Genomic DNA, 17,029 nt, shown 5'->3' with positions numbered 1-17,029 from the left:
CTAATTCTTGAGGCTTACTGCCATGGCTTGCAGTTTGCCGCGCACGGAAGCGTCGATGACATCATCGCCCACCAACACACGAACCCCGCCGATCAGGTCAGGGTTGTCACGCACATCAATCCGTACGGATTTGCCGTACTTCTTGGAAAGCGTGTCGGTCAGTTCGGCCTTCTGCGCATCGTTCATTGCAAACGCCGTTTCCACCACGGCATCCACAACGCCTTCCGCTTGCGCCTTGAACACTTCAAACTGTTCGGCGATTTGCGGCAGCAGCGTCAAACGGCTGTTCTCGATCAGCGCGGCCAGAAAACGTTTTACGTCTTCGTTGCCGCGCGCGCCCAGAACATCCAGCATCAGCGCCTCAAGCTCTTGTGCGGTATGTTTCGGATTGGTGATGACGGCTTCCAGATCCGGGTTCTTCACCATGGCAGCCAGCCACGACAGCGATTCCGACCATTGCTGGGTGGCGTGCTGCTCGGTGGCGAGGCTGTATACCGCTTCGGCATAGGGCCTAGCTACGGTAATGAGTTCTGCCATGAGTTAATTAAAACTCCGCTTTGATGGAGGCAAGCAGATCAGCGTGCTTGGCCGAGTCGATCTCTTTGCGCAGGATCTTCTCCGCGCCCGCAACCGCCAGGTCGGCCACTTGCGCGCGCAGGGTTTCCTTGGCGCGCAGGACTTCCTGATCGATCTCAGACTTGGCGTCGGCCACAATGCGCGCGCCTTCAACGCGTGCGGCATCCTTGGCTTCGTCCACGATCTGGCTGGCGCGCTTTTCAGCGGCCATCACGATTTCGGTCGCTTGCTGTTTGGCCTTGCGGAGTTCATCCGCAACGCGCTTTTCAGCGGCTTCCAGATCTTGCTTGCCACGCTCGCCGGCGGCCAGGCCGTCTGCGATGCGCTTGGCGCGCTCATCCATCATGTTGGTAAGCGGAGGCCAAACAAACTTCATGGTGAACCATACCAGGATGGCGAACGTGATCGCCTGGCCCAGTAGTGTTACGTTGAATTCCACGCTTGTTTTCCTCCAGTAGTATTACTGCAACAACCAATTCCGCTTAAAAATTAAGCGCCGGCTTTCAGAGCGGCCAGGGCGGCGGACAGGAACGGGTTATTGAAGGTGTACAGCATGGCGATACCAACACCGATCATGGAGATGGCGTCCAGCAGACCGGCCAGAATGAACAGTTTGGTTTGCAGAACCGGGATCATTTCCGGTTGACGGGCGGAGGACTCGAGGAATTTGCCACCCAGGATGGCGAAACCCAGAGCAGTACCGATGGCGCCCAGGCCAATGATCAGGGCAGCGGCCAGTACGGTCATGGACTGGATCTGAGAAACGAGTGCTTCCATTGTGTATCTCCTAAGACTTAATCAAGGATGGTTGGTAAAAAAGCTAAAGAAACAAAGGTAAAACAAAGAAACCGGTATTAGTGCGCTTCCACCGCCAGGCTCAGGTACACGATGGTCAGCATCATGAACACGAAGGCCTGCAGGGTGATGATCAGGATGTGGAAGATCGCCCACGGCGCGCCCAGCAGCCATTGCAGGCCCCACGGCAGCAGCGCGATCAGGATGAAGATCATTTCGCCGGCGTACATATTGCCGAACAAACGCAGGGACAGCGAAATCGGCTTGGCCAGCAGTTCCACCATCTGCAGCAGGAAGTTGGCCGGGGCCAGCAGGATCTTGCCCACGGTACCTTCAGCATGGAAGGGCGCGGTGAACAATTCCTTGGTGTAGCCGCCCACACCCTTGGCGCTGATGGAGAAGCCGATGATGCAGAACATCACGGACAAGGACATCGCGAAGGTGGCGTTCACGTCGGCGGACGGCACGACGCGGAAGTAAACATGGTGCGGCTCGGCGCCGAAGAAGGTATAGCCAACCCACTGGGCCAGCGACGGCAGCAGGTCCACCGGCAGCAAGTCCATGAAGTTCATCAGGAAGATCCAGCAGAAGATGGTCAGCGCCAGCGGGGCGATGACCTTGCTCTTGCCGTGGAATACATCGCGCACCTGCTTGTCCACCATTTCCACGATGCTTTCCACGAACAGCTGCAGCCGGCCCGGATTCTCCAGCTTGGCCTTGCGCGCCACGACGGCGAACACGCCGGCGAAAATGAAGGCGAGAACCAGAGAAATGGAGAAGGTATCAAGGTGCAGGCTCCAGAAGCCGGCGGAAGGATCCGAATTCCAGAAGGTGAGGTGGTGCTTGATATAGTCAGTTGCGTTGCTTGCCATCGCTCATTTTCTCAATTTTTGATTAAAAGCCCGAACCAGTAGCCGGACACGGCGGCAAAAAAGCCCCCAAACAGCCCGACTATCGATAAATCCTTGAAAAACACCAAAGTCGCACCAAATAACAGGATGGTGAGGACGTACTTGACCGCCTCGGCCCTGAAATGCGCCTTCATCAGTTCCGCAGGGGAGACATGGCGCTTGGCGTAGGCGATTCTGGCGTACACCAGCGCCGGCACCACGGCCGACAATCCGCCAAGCAAGACAGAAACCGGAATGGCCAGGTTTCCTCCCCCTGCAACCACTCCAATCAACAGCGCCACCCCCACCAGGGTGCACTGCAGGCGCAGTATACGCTTAACTTCCGGATTAACCATGCTGACCCAGCAAAAAAACCGCCGAATTATAGGCTTCACGCTTGATTTGCGTCAACTTGCGTGTCATTGGGATGCTGCAGTGCAACACGCTCATTTTCCTGAGCTTTTCTGCAACTTTTCCAGCAAGCCTTCCAGCTCGTCCAGCGTCGCGTATTCTATGACCAGCCTGCCATTGCCACGATTTGCATGACGGATGCTGACGCGGGCGCCTATGCGTTCCGACACCTGTTCCGCCAACCTGTCCACGTCCGGATCTGTACGTTTCTGCTGCGGTGCGACTGTGGTTTTTTCCACAGCTTTCTGCTGCACCCGGCGCTCCACCTCGCGCACGGACAGGCCTTTCTCGCCCACTTCCTGCGCCAGGCCCAGCTGCTCCACCACCGGCAGCGCCAGCAAGGCGCGCGCATGGCCCATTTCCAGCTGGCCCTGATGCAACATGGTTTGCACCGGCTGCGGCAAGGCCAGCAGGCGCAATAAATTGCTGACCGCGCTGCGCGAGCGGCCCACCGCGTCGGCCGCGGCCTCGTGGGTCAGGCCGAATTCGTCGATCAGACGCTTGAGGCCCTGGGCCTCTTCTATCGGGTCCAACTCCTGGCGCTGGATGTTTTCGATCAGCGCCATCGCCAGCGCGGCTTCGTCCGGCACGCTCTTGATCACCGCCGGCACTTCGGCGAGGCCGGCCTTGCGCGAGGCGCGCCAGCGCCGTTCGCCGGCGATCAGCTCGTAATCGCCGAAACCGACTTCACGCACCACCAAGGGCTGGATCACGCCCTGGGAGCGGATGGACGCGGCCAGCTCCTCCAGCGCGCCCTCGTCCATGAAGCTGCGCGGCTGGTATTTGCCGGGCCGGATGCTGTCTATGGGGAGGGAAGTGAGTCTGTCGTCCACTGTTTCAGCAGTGGACAGGAGCGCGTCCAGACCGCGCCCCAATCCTTTTAATTTGGCCATAATGCTTAGACGGAGGGGGTTGTGGTTGCGGGCTCGAGCCGGTCCGCCAGCTCTTGCGCCAGCGTCAGATAGGCTTGAGCGCCGCGCGAGGCGCGATCGTAGACCAGGCCGGGCAAACCGTGGCTGGGCGCTTCCGCCAGCCGCACATTGCGCGGAATCACGGTATCGAACACCTTGGCGCCGAAATGGCGCGCCAATTGTTCCGAGACCTGCTGCGACAGATTGTTGCGCGCATCGAACATGGTGCGCAGCAGGCCCATGATCTCGATCTTGGGATTCACCGCCACCCTCACCTTGCGCAGGGTCGCCACCAGGTCGGACAAGCCTTCCAGCGCGTAGTACTCGCACACCATCGGGATCAGCACGCTGTGCGCCGCCACCAACCCGTTCAGGGTCAGCAGGTTCAGCGACGGCGGGCAGTCTATCAGCACATAGTCGTACTGTTCTTCCACCGCCTGCAGCGCGTTCTTCAGCCGCGCCTCGCGCGCCAGCTCGTTGACCAGTTCCAGCTCCGCGCCGCCCAGGTCGCGATTGGCGGGCAGCACGTCATAACCACCCTCCTTCGCCGGCTGGCGCGCCTCTTCGATCGAGGCCTCGCCCAGCAGCACGTCGTAGCCGGACAGTTTCAGGGATTGCTTGGCGATGCCGCTACCCATGGTGGCATTGCCCTGCGGGTCGAGATCGACAATCAGCACGCGCCGGCCCAGTTCAGCCAGGCCCGCCGCCAGATTCACCACAGTCGTGGTCTTGCCGACCCCGCCCTTCTGGTTGGCGACCGCGATCACCCTTGAATTCATTGCGCACCCACCCCTTCCAGGCGCATTCTCACCAGGTGCCGTTCGGCATCCAGGCCCGGCACTGTCACCGGCAATACTTCGGAAACCACCGTACCCTGCGGCAACAAGGCGATTTCCTCGTAAGGATAGACACCCTTCATTGCGACATATTGACCGTGATCCGCCAGCAAGTGGCGGGTCAGCTTGACGAACTCGGCCAGCTCGGAAAACGCCCGGCTGGTGATGCGGTCGAACTTCTGCTCCGGCTGGTAGGCCTCCACCCGCTCGGTCATCACCTGCACATTGGGCAAGCCCAGCTCCACCACCACCTGACGCAGGAAGGTGGTTTTCTTATGATTCGAATCCAACAGCACCACTTGCAGATCCGGACGGGCGATCGCCGCCGGGATGCCGGGCATGCCGCCGCCGGAGCCGACGTCCAGCAGACGGCTGCCGCCGTCCAGATGCGGCACCAGGCTCAGGCTGTCCAGCAGATGGTAGCTGACCATGCGCTTTTCCTCGCGCACCGCGGTCAGGTTATAGGTCTGGTTCCACTTGGCCAGCAGCGCCAGGTAGCGGTCCAGCAAATCGATTTGCGCGTCGCTCAGTTCCAGCTTCAGCTGCGACAGGCCTTGTTGTAGTTCTGCGTTATGTGTCATGCGGTTTTCGTTGCGTCGGCAAAGCCACGTTTCAGGTGGACCATCAAAAGAGCAATCGCCGCCGGGGTAATGCCCTGGATGCGTGACGCCTGGCCCAAGGTCTCCGGCCGTTGCTGGTTCAGTTTTTGCTGCACTTCCTTGGACAGACCCTTGACCAGACCATAATCGATATCGGCCGGCAGGCGCACGTCCTCCAGGTTGTCGCGGCGCGCCAGCTCTTCGTTCTGGCGATTGATATAGCCTTGGTATTTGACCTGAATTTCCACCTGCTCGGCAACCGCCTCGTCCGCCACCGCGCCGCCGGCCTCCGGCAACGCCATCAAGTCGGCATAGGCGACATTGGGCCGCTTCAGCAGATCATACAAGTTGTATTCGCGTTCTATCGCCTTGCCCAGCAGCGCTTGCAGCGCGGCGGCGTCGCTCAGCCGCGCCGGATGCAGCCAGGTGGTCTTCAGCCGCGCCTTTTCGGCCTCCACCGCGTCGCGCTTGCGGCAGAAGCTGTCCCATTGGACATCGCCGATCAAGCCGTAGCGGCGGCCGATCTCGGTCAGACGCAGGTCGGCGTTGTCTTCGCGCAACTGCAGGCGGAATTCGGCGCGGCTGGTGAACATGCGGTAGGGCTCGGCCACGCCCTTGGTGATCAGGTCGTCCACCAGCACGCCCAGATAGGCTTCGTCGCGGCGCGGGCACCAGCCCTCTTCGCCGCGCGCCTGCAGCGCGGCGTTCATGCCCGCTTGCAGGCCCTGGGCGGCCGCTTCTTCGTAGCCGGTGGTGCCGTTGATCTGGCCGGCGAAGAACAGGCCCTGGATCGCCTTGGTCTCCAGCGTGGACTTCAGTCCGCGCGGGTCGAAATAATCGTACTCGATCGCATAGCCGGGCCGCAGGATGTGGGCGTTCTCCATGCCGCGAATCGAGCGCACCGCCGCCAACTGGATGTCGAAGGGCAGGCTGGTGGAAATCCCGTTGGGGTAGAACTCGTGCGTGGTCAGACCTTCCGGCTCCAGGAAGACCTGATGGCTGTCCTTGTCGGCGAAGCGGTTGATCTTGTCCTCGATCGACGGGCAATAACGCGGGCCGACGCCTTCAATCACCCCGGTGAACATCGGGCTGCGTTCGAAGCCGGAGCGGATGATCTCGTGAGTGCGCTCATTGGTGTGGGTGATCCAGCACGGCAGCTGCTTGGGATGCAGCACGCGGCTGCCGCGATAGGAGAACACCGGCTCCGGCGTGTCGCCCGGCTGCTCTTCCATCACCGAAAAGTCGACGCTGCGGCCGTCGATGCGCGGCGGCGTGCCGGTTTTCAGCCGTCCCACCGGCAGGGCCAGTTCGCGCAAGCGCTCGCCCAGCGTGGACGCGGCTTGATCGCCGGCGCGGCCGCCGGTGTAGTTTTCCAGGCCGACGTGGATCTTGCCGGACAGGAAGGTGCCGGCGGTCAGCACCACGGTCTTGGCGCGGAAGGTGATGCCGATGGCGGTGATGGCCCCGGCGACGCGGTCGCCTTCGATCAGGAGATCGTCCACCGGCTGCTGGAACAGCGTCAGATTGGGCTGGTTCTCCAGCATCTCGCGGATCGCCGCCTTGTACAGGATGCGGTCGGCCTGGGCGCGAGTGGCGCGCACCGCCGGGCCCTTGGAGGCGTTGAGGGTGCGGAACTGGATGCCGCCGATATCGGTGGCCAGCGCCATCGCGCCGCCCAGGGCATCCACTTCCTTGACCAGATGGCCCTTGCCGATGCCGCCGATCGACGGATTGCACGACATCTGACCCAGGGTCTCGATGTTATGCGTCAAAAGAAGGGTGTTGCAGCCCATGCGCGCAGCCGCCAGCGCGGCCTCGGTGCCGGCATGGCCGCCGCCCACCACTATCACGTCGAAGTTTGTCGGATAAATCATGGCTTTGTCGGAAAGAGCAAATCGAACGGAAAAACGGCCTATTCTACGCCAAATCCTGACATAGCGTAAGTCGTTGATTTCAATAAATCCAGCTAGTAATGGCGGCGTCAAGCGCCGGTCACCCGATGGTCATATTAAAGACATCGCCGCGTCAAACAAGCTGCCTAGCATGGGGCTCATCACTCAAGGGAGCAAAACATGCTGCTAAATGAACAGCTTGCCGTGAGCGCCAAGCCGCGTTTGAGCGTGCGCGTGGCCACTGAGACGCAGGACATTCGCCGCGCGCAGAAGCTGCGCTTCGATGTGTTCGCCGGGGAAATGGGCGCCGAACTCAACTCCAGGGAACTCGGCATCGATTGCGACGAGTACGACGAGTTGTGCGAACACCTGATCGTCGAGGATGCCGCCAGCGGCCTGGTGGTGGGCACTTACCGCATGCTGTCGCCGGACAATGCGCGCCGCGCGCCCAGCCTGTATTCGGAACATGAATTCGATCTGGCGCGGCTGACCCATTTGCGCGCAGGCCTGATCGAAGTGGGCCGCTCCTGCGTGCATCGCGATTTCCGCTCCGGCGCGGTGATCGCCCTGCTCTGGTCCGGCCTGGCCGATTACGTGCAACAGCACGGCGGCCAATACCTGGCCGGCTGCGCCAGCGTGTCGCTGAGCGACGGCGGCCACCAGGCGGTCAGCCTGTACCGCCAGCTGGAAACCAAGCACTTGTCGCCGCCGGAATGGCGGGTATTCCCCCACCTGCCGCTGCCGCTGGACCGCGTTCGCGACGATGCGCCTTCCGCGCCGATGCCGGCGCTGATCAAGGGCTATCTGCGCGCCGGCGCCTATATCTGCGGCGAGCCGGCCTGGGACCCGGACTTCAACTGCGCCGACTTTTTCATGCTGCTGCCGATGAGCCGGCTGAGCGGCCGCTACAACAAGCACTTTGTCGGCTGATCTGTACCAAGCTGCCAATGTAGATGCGCCGTCAGGCGCATCTTTCATTTTGCAGCCACAAGCCGCATGATGGACGGATTCTCTGTCTGCCCAGCACCATCATGCCTAGGCCACCCTCGGTAACCCGCGCCATTGCGCCCATCCTGCTCTTGCTCCTGATCCTCGCCAGCCTGCTCCAGAGCGCTTACCCGCTGCTACGCGGCTGTGCCCTCATCGCCTTGCCTCTTTTTTTTGCTTGGGGCTCACTAAGCCAGACCTACAAGGCCGTGCAGACAGGTATCTTCAACGATTACAGGTCACAAACAAGCATCGTGAGACAAGACCGGCCCTTTCGTTTCTGGCTCCATGTTTCGGTCATGTTGATATTGGGTATAGGCGCATTGACGGCTGCGATTGCTTTACTTACGCGGCCGCTCCGCTGAGTAGGACTGGAATAAGCGGTGGAGCAGCAATGCTACAATCCGGCTATGAGCTACACCTTTGAAACGGTGGGCGTGATTCGTTCGCCCTACCGCGAGAAATTCGGCATCCCGCGCCAGCCCTCGCTGGTCAACGCCGCCCGCATCACGCTGGAACTGCTGCCGCCCTATGATCACCCCGACATGGTGCGCGGGCTGGACGCGTTTTCCCATGTCTGGATCAGCTTCGTGTTCCATCAAACCGCCGAACGCGGCTGGCAGCCGCTGGTGCGTCCGCCGCGGCTGGGCGGCAACGCCAAGGTCGGCGTGTTCGCCAGCCGCGCCACCCATCGCCCCAATCCGCTGGGCCTGTCGCTGGTGCGGCTGCTGCGCATCGACACCCAGCCCAAGGTGGTGCTGACGCTGGAAGGAGCCGACTTGCTGGACGGCACCCCGGTGCTGGACATCAAGCCCTATATTCCCTTCGTCGAAGCCCGGCCGGACGCCCGCGGCGGCTTCGTCGACGGCCCGCCGCCGCAATTGAGCGTGGGCTGGGACGCCGCCGCGCGCGCGCAGCTGGCAGCCCCCGGCCTGCCGGCCGATTTCGCGCTGCTGGTGGAACAGGTGCTGGCCCAGGACCCGCGCCCCGCCTATCAGGACGACCCGCAACGGGTTTACGGCGTGGCGCTGCAGCAATGGAATGTGCGCTTCCGCATCGAAAAAAACCATGCGCAAGTCATTGAAATTCAGTCATTGACCCCGAACTAATCCTTTGCGTCCCAGTCATATCGGGGCGATACCAACCACTCAGGAAAAAAGCAATATGACCACTCGCGCGAAGACGATCATGCTCGCCTTCACCATGGTTTCCGTGTTGGCCACTCCGTTCGCGGAAGCGGCCCGCCTAGGTAAAGGCAAGAGCGCCGGCATGCAGCGTTCGGCCCCCACCCGTTCTTACCAACAACAAGCGCCGGCGCGCCCGGTTGCGCCGCCTGCGCAAGCGCCCGCTCCGGCTCAAGCTCAACCCAAATCCGGCCCGGGCATCGGCACCGCGGTAGCCGCCGGCGCGGCCGGCGCGGCCGCCGGCTATATGCTGGGCTCCGCCATGAGCGATAAAGGCGGCCAGCAACAAGCTCCGGCAGCCGCCAACGGCAACGCCGATCCGGCTCTGGCGGCGCAACAAGGCCAGCAACCGCAGAAGAGCGGCGGCATGCCGTGGGGCACGCTGGCCCTGCTGGGCGCGGTACTGATCGGCGGCATCATGTTCTTCCGCCGCAAGGCCGGCGCCGCGCGTCCGGCCATGGCAACCCCGCAAGCAGCGGGCATGCCGCAGAACCTCGGCGGCGGCTACCAGGAACCGGCCCGTTTCGATTCCATCCCGAAAATCGGCTCCGGTCTTGGCGGCGCCAAGCCGACCTTCGGCGCGCCGGCGGCGTTCGACGCCCCCGCTCGCCTGCCGGACGGCACGGAAACGCCTAACTTCCTGCGCCAGGCCAAGGCCACCTTCCTGCACCTGCAAAGCCTGAACACCACGGAAAGCCTGGAAGAAGTGCGCAAGTACATGACGCCGGACCTGTTCAACGCGCTGCGCGAGGACATCGCCGGCAATACCGACGTCGCCGACTTCCCGCAGCTGGACTGCCAGCTGTCCGAAGCCAGCACCGAAGGCAATCGTTACATCGCCAGCGTGCGCTTCTCCGGCATGGTCAGCGAAGCCGTGGGCGCGCCGACCGAGCCGTTCACCGAGTACTGGCACTACGTCAAGGATGACAGCACCAACGGCAAGTGGCTGGTGGCGGGCATCCAACAGTAACAAGCTTTTTAACATCTTTATCCAAACGGGCCTCCTGGCCCGTTTTTTATTTTTAATGGCGATGCACTAAACTGGAATGCCAATTGCTTCAGGCAAAAAAACAATACCGACCGTAGAGTCCACGCCACGGAGGGCAGCGTTTCCATGAAAGAATTCGAGCATGCCGGCTTGAAGCTCGGCAGTCACTTCCAGCCTATCTATAGCCTGGCGCATCGCCGCACGATAGGCATGGAAGCCTTGCTGCGCGCCAGACAGGACACCTCCATTCTGACTCCGGCGGAGGCCTTTTACTCCGTCGTCTCGCCCGAACGCCGTCACCAGCTGGATCTGGCGACGAGCGAAGCCCATGCCGCTCGCTTCAGCCAGATGCAAAGCGACCACCCATGCTGGCTGTTTCTCAATATCGACGCCGCCTCGCTGTCGCGGCCGGAACGCGCGATGGCGCTGGCCAACACCATCAAGGCCGCCGGCTTGGATCCCAGCCAAGTGGTGCTGGAAGTGCTGGAACATGTGCTGGAAGTGGACGCCGCACTGATAGAGGGCGTCAATGTGCTGAAAAGCAGCGGCTTTCTGATCGCCATCGACGACTTCGGCGTCGGCCATTCCAATCTGGATCGGGTCTGCCAATTGGAGCCGGACCTGGTCAAATTCGACCGTCATCTGCTGCGCGCCGCCGTGCACCAGCCGCGCACCCGCAATCTGCTGGCCAAGCTGGTGCGGCTGATGCACGAAATTGGGGCGCTGGTGGTGGAGGAAGGCATAGAAACCGATCAGGATGTGCTGATTGCGCTGGAATCCGGCTGCGATCTGGTGCAAGGCTATTTCATCGCCCACCCGCATGAGCAGCCGGACCAGGACCACATCATCACCCCGCGCATAGACGAACGTTGGGATGAACTGATGGCGCGCGAGCTGCTGAAACGCAAGCTGACCCGGCGCCAGATCGAACTGGCGCGGCAATCCTTCGTGCAAAGCGCCATCTCGCTGATGCAGGGCACGCCGTTCAACCTGGCGGCCAAGCCGATGCTGGCGCTGCCGGATGTGGTGCGCTGCTTCCTGCTGGACAGCGAGGGGCGCCAGATCGGCCGCAACCTCAATAGCCGCCAGCCGCTCGCCGTCGCCAACCCCAAGTTTGCGCCGCTGGTGGACACCACCGGCGCGGTCTGGTCGCGCCGCAGCTATTTCCAGCACGCGGTGGACCAGCCCGGCGTGTTGTATATGAGCGAGCCCTATCTGTCGATGACCGACACCCGCTCCTGCATCACCATCTCGATGGCCATAGAAATCGATGAAATCATGCACGTGCTATGCGCCGACGTGCTGATTTCCCAGCATTGACCACGCCCCGCCGTCAGCGGAACTTCAGAATATCCTCGGCGGCTGGCTGCGGGGTGTACGCGGCCTTCAAGGCGGCGCCTTCTTCACCGGATGGCGCCGGCGAGCCCAGTCTGGCCTCCGCCTGGTTCCTGATCTTGGCCACCTCGCCCTTCATCACCGTCTGGGCGCTGGATTGCAGCAGTTCCCCGCGCAGCTTGCTCAGCGCCGCTTCCGCCGCCTGGCCGGCGGCCGAACTCTGCCCCAATTCGCGCTGCGCCCGCTGCAGGCGTTCCTTGGTGTCGGCCAGCTCGCTCTCCAATTCATCCACTCGGCCTTCCGCCAGATCCAGGCGCGCGCGGAACGCCTCGGCCTGCGGCTGTGCCACCGCCAGGTCCTGAGCCTGTTGCGCGGTCAGCGCCAGCGAGGCCGATAACTGCCGGCGCGTGGCGTCCAGCTCCGCCGCCTGCCGTTCAAACGCGCTGGCCAGTTCCGCGCGCAAGCCGTCCAGCTCGCTGCGCTCCAGCTCCCAAGCGGCCTGGGCAGCCAACAAGCTATCGTTGGCCAAGGCCTGGGCTTGCGCCCAGATCGCTTCCAGCGCGGCCAGCCCCGCCTGGCGCACGCCTTCCGGCACTTCGCCTTCCAGCGCCGCCGCCGTGGCCGGCTGAATCCGCCGCCAATCCTTGAGCACCACGCTGGCCGCGTCCATGTCCACTCCCGCCAGCTGACGGACTTGGTCTATCGCGGGAAAGCGCTTGCGACCGGACTTTTCATACAACTCGGCCGCCGCGGCGACCACGCGCTCCCTCACTTCCGCCGAAATCTTGACCGCTTGACTCATAACCCCGCGTCCTCACCCCTGATTGCATCATTCTCATTGCCGATGCGCCCGGATGCTTCCGGGCACAGAAAATGCGGGCGAAGCGCATGGCTTTCGACCGCAGCGGGAATTGCAGCAGAAGCGCCGTGGAGCGGCTATAGGACTTTTCTTAAAATTCCGCGACTTTCGATGAAACCGCGGCCAAGCGCCAACAAAAAGCCCGGCAAGCGCCGGGCTGTTTCACCAAACGAAGTCGACGCGTGTTATTGCGCGATGTCGTTGATGTATTCGAACAAGGTCACCACTTTCTGCACGCCGGAAGTCTCGCTGACCACCTTGGCGGCGGCGGTGCCTTCGGCCTGGGTCACCATGCCCAGCATGTAAACCACGCCGCGCTCGGTCACCACCTTGACGTTGTTCGGGTTATAGCCCTTGCCGTCCAGCAAGCGGGTACGCACCTTGCTGGTTACCCAGGTGTCGTTGCTGCGCTCCGAGAAGCCCGACGACGGCGCCACCACGGTGTAGTTGAACACGCGGCGCACATTGGGGATGCCGCGCGCGGTCAGCTCCGCCTGCTGGCGCGCCTGCTCGCTGGGCACTTCGCCGGTCAGCAGCACCGCGCGGTTGAAACTGGTGGTGTTGACATGGGCCGAGGGCAGCAGCTTGCCCACCTGGTCCGCGGTCTTCAATTCGATGCCCTGGTCATCGACATAGGCGCCGCTGGTGCGGCGATCGGTCGCCACCAGCGCGCCGCCAGCGGCGCCAGCCGCCACCACGCCGAAACAAGCGCTCAGGGTGCTGCTCAAACCCACGGCCAGCAATACGGCAAACACGCGACGCTTCATTTACTCTCCTCCCAGCAACATGTAATCGATGGTATCGCACAAGGCGTGGACCATCAGGGTATGGACTTCCTGAATCCGGCAGCGACGCAGCGCCGGCACAATCAACTGGATATCTTCCGGCGACAGGATCTCGGCCACCTTGCCGCCGTCCATGCCGGTCAAGGCGATCACGCTCATGCCGCGCTCGTGCGCAGCATAGATGGCCTCGATCACATTGGCGGCGTTGCCGGACGCGGAAATCGCCAGCAACAAATCGTTGGTGTGACCCAAGGCGCGCACTTGCTTGGAAAACACCATGTCGAAATCGTAGTCGTTGCCTATCGCGGTCAGGGCCGAGCTGTCGGTGGCCAGCGAAATCGCCGCCAGGCCCGGCCTTTCCTTCTCGAAACGCCCCACCATCTCAGCGGCGAAATTCTGCGCGTCCGCCGCCGAGCCGCCATTGCCGCAGGCCAGAATCTTGCCTTCGTTCATCAGGCAAGCCACCATTTGCTCCGCCGCCGCCGCGATCGCCGGCGACAGCAATTCCATCGCCTCCTGCTTGACGGCAATGCTTTCCAGGAAATGCCCGCTGACGCGGTCAATCAAATCCATGGGACATCCTTATCTCTTTCAGCACTACATGAAAATATTCTGCAACCACTGCGGCTCCGCCTCGCCCACGGTCAACACCGCGTCGAAGCGGCATGGCGCGTCTATTCCCTGTTGGGACAGATAGACCTCGGCGGCCAGCATGAGTTTCCTTTGCTTGGCCGCTCCTATGCTGGCGGCCGCGCCGCCGAAGGCCGCGCTGGCGCGATGGCGCACCTCGATAAACACCCAGTAACGTCCATCGCGCATGATCAGATCGATTTCGCCGCCGCGGCAGGACCAGTTGCGCTCCACCAGCGTCAGGCCGCGCCGCAGCAGCCAGGCCAGCGCGCGATCTTCCGCTTGCCGGCCCAGGGTATTCACTGCTGCTCCGAACTCAACACCGCCATCGGCAACTGGCGCTCGAACAGGCGATCGCGCCCCAGCTTCAAGTCGCCGGTGACGCCATCCAGCTTCAGGCCAAGCGGCTGGCGCGCACCGGCCAGCAGCACCGCCAGCCGCCAGGCGTCCACGCCCAGCGCGTACAGACGCTCGGTCTGCATCGTCAGCGGCATGGATGGACGCGGATAGCGCCGTACCGCCGGGTGTTCCGGCATCAGGAACCAAGGCATGTCTATCACCCGCGCCCCGGCCAAGGCCGCCGCGCTGCCGCGACCGTTGAGCTGGGAAGTGCCGTAAACCGCCAGTTCCGGCGCCAGCGCCGCCTTGACGATGCCGGCCTCGCGCGCGTCCAGCGCCATGAACACCGCGTCGGCGCCAGCCGCCGCCTGCAGGATGGCGGGCAGGCTGTCCGGTTTCGCCTCCAGCAGCATCGGCGACTTGCCGCGGTTCTGAACCCGCCATTCATCGATGAAGGCCTGGCGCAGGCGCTGAGACAGGCTATCGCCGCCGAACAGCAGCAGCGGATTGACCCGGCCGTCCTCGCGCATCAGGCGCGCCACCTGGCGCGCCTCGCCCTCAACGGTCAAGGATAGCGAAAACAGCTTGGGATTGGCCGGCACTTCGCGGCCTATCGAGTTCAAGGCCAGCGTCGGCACCGACACCAGCGGCGCCACCGCGGCGATGGCGCCGCGCGACAAGGGGCCGATCACCACATTGACTCCGCCGGCCAAGGCCTGCTTATAGCCGGCCACGGCGGTGTCCTCGGACGCGTCTATGGTCACCAGCTCGGCGTTCTGATCCACGCTCGCCGCCGCTTCCACGCCGCTGCGCACCACCGCCGCGGCTTCGCCCAGGGTGGCGGAGCCGGTGGGCAGCAGCAGGCCGATGCGCACACGGCCAACGGCCGGCTGCGGTTTCGCCACCGCCGCGCTGGCCTCACGCGGCGCGGCCGCCGGAACGGCCGGTTTCGACGCCGGCTGGCCCAGCAACTTGAGCGGCGCGGTATTGCTTTGGATGATATAGTCCGGGGTTTGCGCCATCGTCGGCGTCAACCAAGTCAATAAGACGCCAACCAACAGCGGAGTCAGTCTTTGCATACTTCGTTCGCTCATCTGCTTGAATCAGCCAGGGAAAGTTTCTGTCGCGGCACATTATATGTGGTGGCCACGCCCATTGGAAACCTGGCCGACATCAGCGCCCGCGCCTTGGCCGCCTTCAGCGCCGCCGACGTGGTCTGCGCCGAGGACACCCGCGTGACCGGACAGCTACTGTCCGCCTATGGCATTCACGCCAAACGCCTGGTCAGCCTGCGCGAGCACAATGAACGCGGCATGGCCGAGCAAGTGGTGCGCTGGCTGTCCGAAGACCAGATCGTGGTGCAGGTGTCCGACGCCGGCACCCCGGCGGTGTCCGACCCCGGCGCGCGCTTGGCGGAAGCGGTGCGCGCCGCCGGTCTGCCGGTACGGCCGGTGCCCGGCTCCAGCGCGGTGATCGCTGCCCTGTCCGCCAGCGGGCTGACCGCGCCGTCCTTCCTGTTCCACGGCTTCTTGCCGCCCAAGAGCGGCGAGCGCCGCAAGACGCTGCGCCAATGGCTGTCCGCGCCGCATCTGACCGTGTGTTACGAAGCGCCGCACCGCATTGTCGATACCCTGCGCGACATCGTCGCGGAACTGGGCGCGGAGCGCCGAGTGCTGCTGGCGCGCGAGCTGACCAAGACTTTCGAAACCTTCCGCAATCTGCCAGCCCAGCACATGCTGGAGTGGGTGGAGTCCGATTCCAACCAGCAGCGCGGCGAGATCGTGCTGATCCTGGACGCCGCGCCGCCGCGCGACGAGGCCGACGACGCGGTGCCGGAAGACACCGTGCGCGTGCTCAAGCTGCTGGCGGCGGAGCTGCCCACCAAGCAGGCGGCGTCGCTGGCCGCGCAGATCTGCGGCGCCAACCGCAAGCAGCTTTACGACCTCGCGCTCAAACTGAAGCAGGACTGAGGCCCAGGAAAAAAGGATTTACAAAGCGATTTGCTATCGCTATCATTCGTTCTCTCGGAATGCCGAAGACGCCCGGATGGCGAAATTGGTAGACGCAGGGGATTCAAAATCCCCCGCCGCAAGGTGTGTCGGTTCGAGTCCGACTCTGGGCACCAGCGATTTTGGCAGGCCGAAACATCAAAAACCCCGCACAGCGCAAGCTCTGCGGGTTTTTTGTTTTACTCGGGCAGGCGCAGCGCCGCCAGCTTCCAGCCAAACCAGCCTTCGCGCTTGAAGACAAAAGCCAGCGGACCGGCTCCGCCGTCCTTCTTCTTCACCGTCACCACGAAGCGGTCGATGTCTTCGTAGCCCATCGTCGTCTCGACGCCAGCGCGCGGCTCCGCCGACGCTTCCGTCCCCTGCGCGCCGCCGCCATCGTTTTCCGCCGACGCGCCGCCATGCGGCAGGCCAGGCTTGGGCTTGATCCCCTGCATCATCAGCGCCAGGCTTTCCGGCGTCACCATCGCGTCGACGACCGGTGCGATCACCGCGTCGGCAATCGCGGCGCCCATCGCCGCCAGCGGATTATTGGCCTTGGATTGGTTCAATTCCAGCACCGCCTTGGGCGCGATCGACTCCTTCAGGCTGCTGCGCAAGGCCGGGTAGTCCACATAGCCGGACAATTTGGCCGCGTCGCGCGCGTCCAGCGCCTGCTGCATGCCATGCACCGTCAAATACGGCGTTGCGTAGAACCAGCCGCCAACTGCCAGCAAGGCCACGCACAGCGCCAGCTTCATTTTAATGCTCATTTTTGAGATCCCCCTGAATCAAGCGGCCGCGTTCATGCGGCTCATAAAGTCTACAGACCGACAAAGGGCGCGCAGATTCCCGCCGGCCGCGGCAAAACCTGCGCGGCCGGTTCTCAGAGCCTGTTCAAAGGCACGCGAACTAGAGCGGGACAAGCGAAAACCGCTGAGAAAGCGGAATGTACGAGTGGTGCAAGAGCATTTCGTAGCGGCACTCACCGTGTCACGTCTCACGACGCGCAGCAGATCGTCAACAG

20 protein-coding genes and 1 tRNA gene are annotated in these 17,029 nt (G+C 63.1%); 6 read left to right on the top strand and 15 right to left on the bottom strand.

The genetic code is table 11. The features are described 5' to 3' along the window. The 9 genes from VI26_RS12175 to mnmG form a co-directional block, all read right to left on the bottom strand. Entirely contained in the window at positions 1-537 is a 537-nt protein-coding gene (locus VI26_RS12175; protein ID WP_048410020.1) for a F0F1 ATP synthase subunit delta, read from the bottom strand. A gap of 7 nt (positions 538-544) precedes the next feature. Beyond that, positions 545-1,015: a F0F1 ATP synthase subunit B gene (locus tag VI26_RS12170; RefSeq protein WP_048410019.1), complete on the bottom strand. Its 471-nt coding sequence runs from the start codon at positions 1,013-1,015 to the stop codon at positions 545-547. A gap of 50 nt (positions 1,016-1,065) precedes the next feature. Continuing rightward, positions 1,066-1,353, bottom strand: a complete 288-nt coding sequence (gene atpE / locus VI26_RS12165) for a F0F1 ATP synthase subunit C (RefSeq protein WP_019101091.1) — start codon at positions 1,351-1,353, stop codon at positions 1,066-1,068. Between the two features lie 77 nt (positions 1,354-1,430). Next, positions 1,431-2,243 (bottom strand): F0F1 ATP synthase subunit A, encoded by an 813-nt coding sequence (atpB, locus tag VI26_RS12160; protein ID WP_048410018.1) that lies wholly within the window; start codon positions 2,241-2,243, stop codon positions 1,431-1,433. Between the two features lie 11 nt (positions 2,244-2,254). Continuing rightward, positions 2,255-2,617, bottom strand: a complete 363-nt coding sequence (locus VI26_RS12155) for an ATP synthase subunit I (RefSeq protein ID WP_048410017.1) — start codon at positions 2,615-2,617, stop codon at positions 2,255-2,257. A 90-nt stretch (positions 2,618-2,707) separates the two neighbouring features. Continuing rightward, positions 2,708-3,565: a ParB/RepB/Spo0J family partition protein gene (locus tag VI26_RS12150; protein WP_048410016.1), complete on the bottom strand. Its 858-nt coding sequence runs from the start codon at positions 3,563-3,565 to the stop codon at positions 2,708-2,710. 5 nt (positions 3,566-3,570) lie between these two features. Next, positions 3,571-4,362 carry a ParA family protein gene (locus VI26_RS12145; protein ID WP_048410015.1) on the bottom strand — a complete coding sequence of 264 codons (792 nt, stop codon included), beginning with the start codon at positions 4,360-4,362 and terminating at the stop codon, positions 3,571-3,573. Further along, the gene (gene rsmG, locus VI26_RS12140) at positions 4,359-5,000 is read right to left on the bottom strand and encodes a 16S rRNA (guanine(527)-N(7))-methyltransferase RsmG (RefSeq protein WP_048410014.1); all 642 of its coding nucleotides are present in this window, start codon (positions 4,998-5,000) and stop codon (positions 4,359-4,361) included. Before rsmG ends, VI26_RS12145 begins: the two co-directional genes overlap by 4 nt. Beyond that, positions 4,997-6,892 (bottom strand): tRNA uridine-5-carboxymethylaminomethyl(34) synthesis enzyme MnmG, encoded by a 1,896-nt coding sequence (gene mnmG / locus VI26_RS12135; protein WP_048410013.1) that lies wholly within the window; start codon positions 6,890-6,892, stop codon positions 4,997-4,999. Before mnmG ends, rsmG begins: the two co-directional genes overlap by 4 nt. 198 nt (positions 6,893-7,090) lie before the next feature. Here mnmG and VI26_RS12130 point away from each other — a divergent pair, with 198 nt between their 5' ends. From VI26_RS12130 to VI26_RS12110, 4 genes are all read left to right on the top strand, one after another. Then, positions 7,091-7,840: a GNAT family N-acetyltransferase gene (locus tag VI26_RS12130; RefSeq protein WP_048410012.1), complete on the top strand. Its 750-nt coding sequence runs from the start codon at positions 7,091-7,093 to the stop codon at positions 7,838-7,840. A gap of 467 nt (positions 7,841-8,307) precedes the next feature. Next, a complete protein-coding gene (gene tsaA / locus VI26_RS12120) occupies positions 8,308-9,006 on the top strand; it encodes a tRNA (N6-threonylcarbamoyladenosine(37)-N6)-methyltransferase TrmO (RefSeq protein WP_048410098.1) in 699 nt (232 codons plus the stop codon). 55 nt (positions 9,007-9,061) lie between these two features. Further along, complete coding sequence (locus VI26_RS12115) at positions 9,062-10,051, top strand: Tim44 domain-containing protein (protein ID WP_048410010.1); 990 nt, start codon at positions 9,062-9,064, stop codon at positions 10,049-10,051. Between the two features lie 144 nt (positions 10,052-10,195). Continuing rightward, positions 10,196-11,389 (top strand): EAL domain-containing protein, encoded by a 1,194-nt coding sequence (locus VI26_RS12110; protein ID WP_048410009.1) that lies wholly within the window; start codon positions 10,196-10,198, stop codon positions 11,387-11,389. Between the two features lie 13 nt (positions 11,390-11,402). Here VI26_RS12110 and VI26_RS12105 read toward each other — a convergent pair whose 3' ends face one another. The 5 genes from VI26_RS12105 to VI26_RS12085 all read right to left on the bottom strand — a co-directional run bounded on the left by VI26_RS12105 (position 11,403) and on the right by VI26_RS12085 (position 15,096). Continuing rightward, positions 11,403-12,206 (bottom strand): DNA-binding protein, encoded by an 804-nt coding sequence (locus tag VI26_RS12105; RefSeq protein WP_053074382.1) that lies wholly within the window; start codon positions 12,204-12,206, stop codon positions 11,403-11,405. 242 nt (positions 12,207-12,448) lie between these two features. Then, on the bottom strand, positions 12,449-13,030 hold the full coding sequence (locus tag VI26_RS12100) for a BON domain-containing protein (RefSeq protein ID WP_048410008.1): 582 nt from the start codon (positions 13,028-13,030) through the stop codon (positions 12,449-12,451). Further along, positions 13,031-13,621, bottom strand: a complete 591-nt coding sequence (locus tag VI26_RS12095; protein WP_048410007.1) for a phosphoheptose isomerase — start codon at positions 13,619-13,621, stop codon at positions 13,031-13,033. Between the two features lie 24 nt (positions 13,622-13,645). Further along, positions 13,646-13,981: a YraN family protein gene (locus tag VI26_RS12090; protein ID WP_048410006.1), complete on the bottom strand. Its 336-nt coding sequence runs from the start codon at positions 13,979-13,981 to the stop codon at positions 13,646-13,648. Then, positions 13,978-15,096 (bottom strand): penicillin-binding protein activator, encoded by a 1,119-nt coding sequence (locus tag VI26_RS12085; protein ID WP_048410005.1) that lies wholly within the window; start codon positions 15,094-15,096, stop codon positions 13,978-13,980. The genes VI26_RS12090 and VI26_RS12085 overlap by 4 nt, the downstream gene beginning before the upstream one ends. On the opposite strand from VI26_RS12085, the gene rsmI reads away from it, so the two are divergent. Together rsmI and VI26_RS12075 are read left to right on the top strand one after the other, a co-directional pair. Beyond that, positions 15,091-15,987, top strand: coding sequence for a 16S rRNA (cytidine(1402)-2'-O)-methyltransferase (rsmI, locus tag VI26_RS12080; protein WP_197081450.1), 897 nt, complete (start codon positions 15,091-15,093; stop codon positions 15,985-15,987). The two genes, VI26_RS12085 and rsmI, sit on opposite strands and share 6 nt — an antisense overlap. Positions 15,988-16,057: 70 nt before the next feature. Beyond that, a tRNA-Leu gene (locus tag VI26_RS12075) sits at positions 16,058-16,142 on the top strand. 63 nt (positions 16,143-16,205) lie between these two features. Here the strand turns inward: VI26_RS12075 and VI26_RS12070 are convergent. After that, positions 16,206-16,775: a DUF2939 domain-containing protein gene (locus VI26_RS12070; RefSeq protein ID WP_082151031.1), complete on the bottom strand. Its 570-nt coding sequence runs from the start codon at positions 16,773-16,775 to the stop codon at positions 16,206-16,208. Positions 16,776-17,029 lie beyond the last annotated feature (254 nt).

This window comes from Chromobacterium sp. LK1 (assembly GCF_001043555.1).
In the GTDB taxonomy this organism is placed as follows: Bacteria; Pseudomonadota; Gammaproteobacteria; order Burkholderiales; family Chromobacteriaceae; genus Chromobacterium; species Chromobacterium aquaticum.
The sequence above is the reverse complement of the archived record's forward strand: the minus strand, read 5'-3'. Positions and strand labels throughout refer to the sequence as shown.

Bases quoted from the DNA above. Each gene is read 5' to 3' on its own strand.
- VI26_RS12175 (WP_048410020.1), bottom strand. From the start codon at position 537: ATGGCAGAACTCATTACCGTAGCTAGGCCCTATGCCGAAGCGGTATAC.
- atpE (WP_019101091.1), bottom strand. From the start codon at position 1,353: ATGGAAGCACTCGTTTCTCAGATCCAGTCCATGACCGTACTGGCCGCT.
- atpB (WP_048410018.1), bottom strand. From the start codon at position 2,243: ATGGCAAGCAACGCAACTGACTATATCAAGCACCACCTCACCTTCTGG.
- VI26_RS12155 (WP_048410017.1), bottom strand. From the start codon at position 2,617: ATGGTTAATCCGGAAGTTAAGCGTATACTGCGCCTGCAGTGCACCCTG.
- VI26_RS12150 (WP_048410016.1), bottom strand. From the start codon at position 3,565: ATGGCCAAATTAAAAGGATTGGGGCGCGGTCTGGACGCGCTCCTGTCC.
- VI26_RS12145 (WP_048410015.1), bottom strand. From the start codon at position 4,362: ATGAATTCAAGGGTGATCGCGGTCGCCAACCAGAAGGGCGGGGTCGGC.
- rsmG (WP_048410014.1), bottom strand. From the start codon at position 5,000: ATGACACATAACGCAGAACTACAACAAGGCCTGTCGCAGCTGAAGCTG.
- mnmG (WP_048410013.1), bottom strand. From the start codon at position 6,892: ATGATTTATCCGACAAACTTCGACGTGATAGTGGTGGGCGGCGGCCAT.
- VI26_RS12130 (WP_048410012.1), top strand. From the start codon at position 7,091: ATGCTGCTAAATGAACAGCTTGCCGTGAGCGCCAAGCCGCGTTTGAGC.
- tsaA (WP_048410098.1), top strand. From the start codon at position 8,308: ATGAGCTACACCTTTGAAACGGTGGGCGTGATTCGTTCGCCCTACCGC.
- VI26_RS12115 (WP_048410010.1), top strand. From the start codon at position 9,062: ATGACCACTCGCGCGAAGACGATCATGCTCGCCTTCACCATGGTTTCC.
- VI26_RS12110 (WP_048410009.1), top strand. From the start codon at position 10,196: ATGAAAGAATTCGAGCATGCCGGCTTGAAGCTCGGCAGTCACTTCCAG.
- VI26_RS12105 (WP_053074382.1), bottom strand. From the start codon at position 12,206: ATGAGTCAAGCGGTCAAGATTTCGGCGGAAGTGAGGGAGCGCGTGGTC.
- VI26_RS12100 (WP_048410008.1), bottom strand. From the start codon at position 13,030: ATGAAGCGTCGCGTGTTTGCCGTATTGCTGGCCGTGGGTTTGAGCAGC.
- VI26_RS12095 (WP_048410007.1), bottom strand. From the start codon at position 13,621: ATGGATTTGATTGACCGCGTCAGCGGGCATTTCCTGGAAAGCATTGCC.
- VI26_RS12085 (WP_048410005.1), bottom strand. From the start codon at position 15,096: ATGCAAAGACTGACTCCGCTGTTGGTTGGCGTCTTATTGACTTGGTTG.
- VI26_RS12070 (WP_082151031.1), bottom strand. From the start codon at position 16,775: ATGAGCATTAAAATGAAGCTGGCGCTGTGCGTGGCCTTGCTGGCAGTT.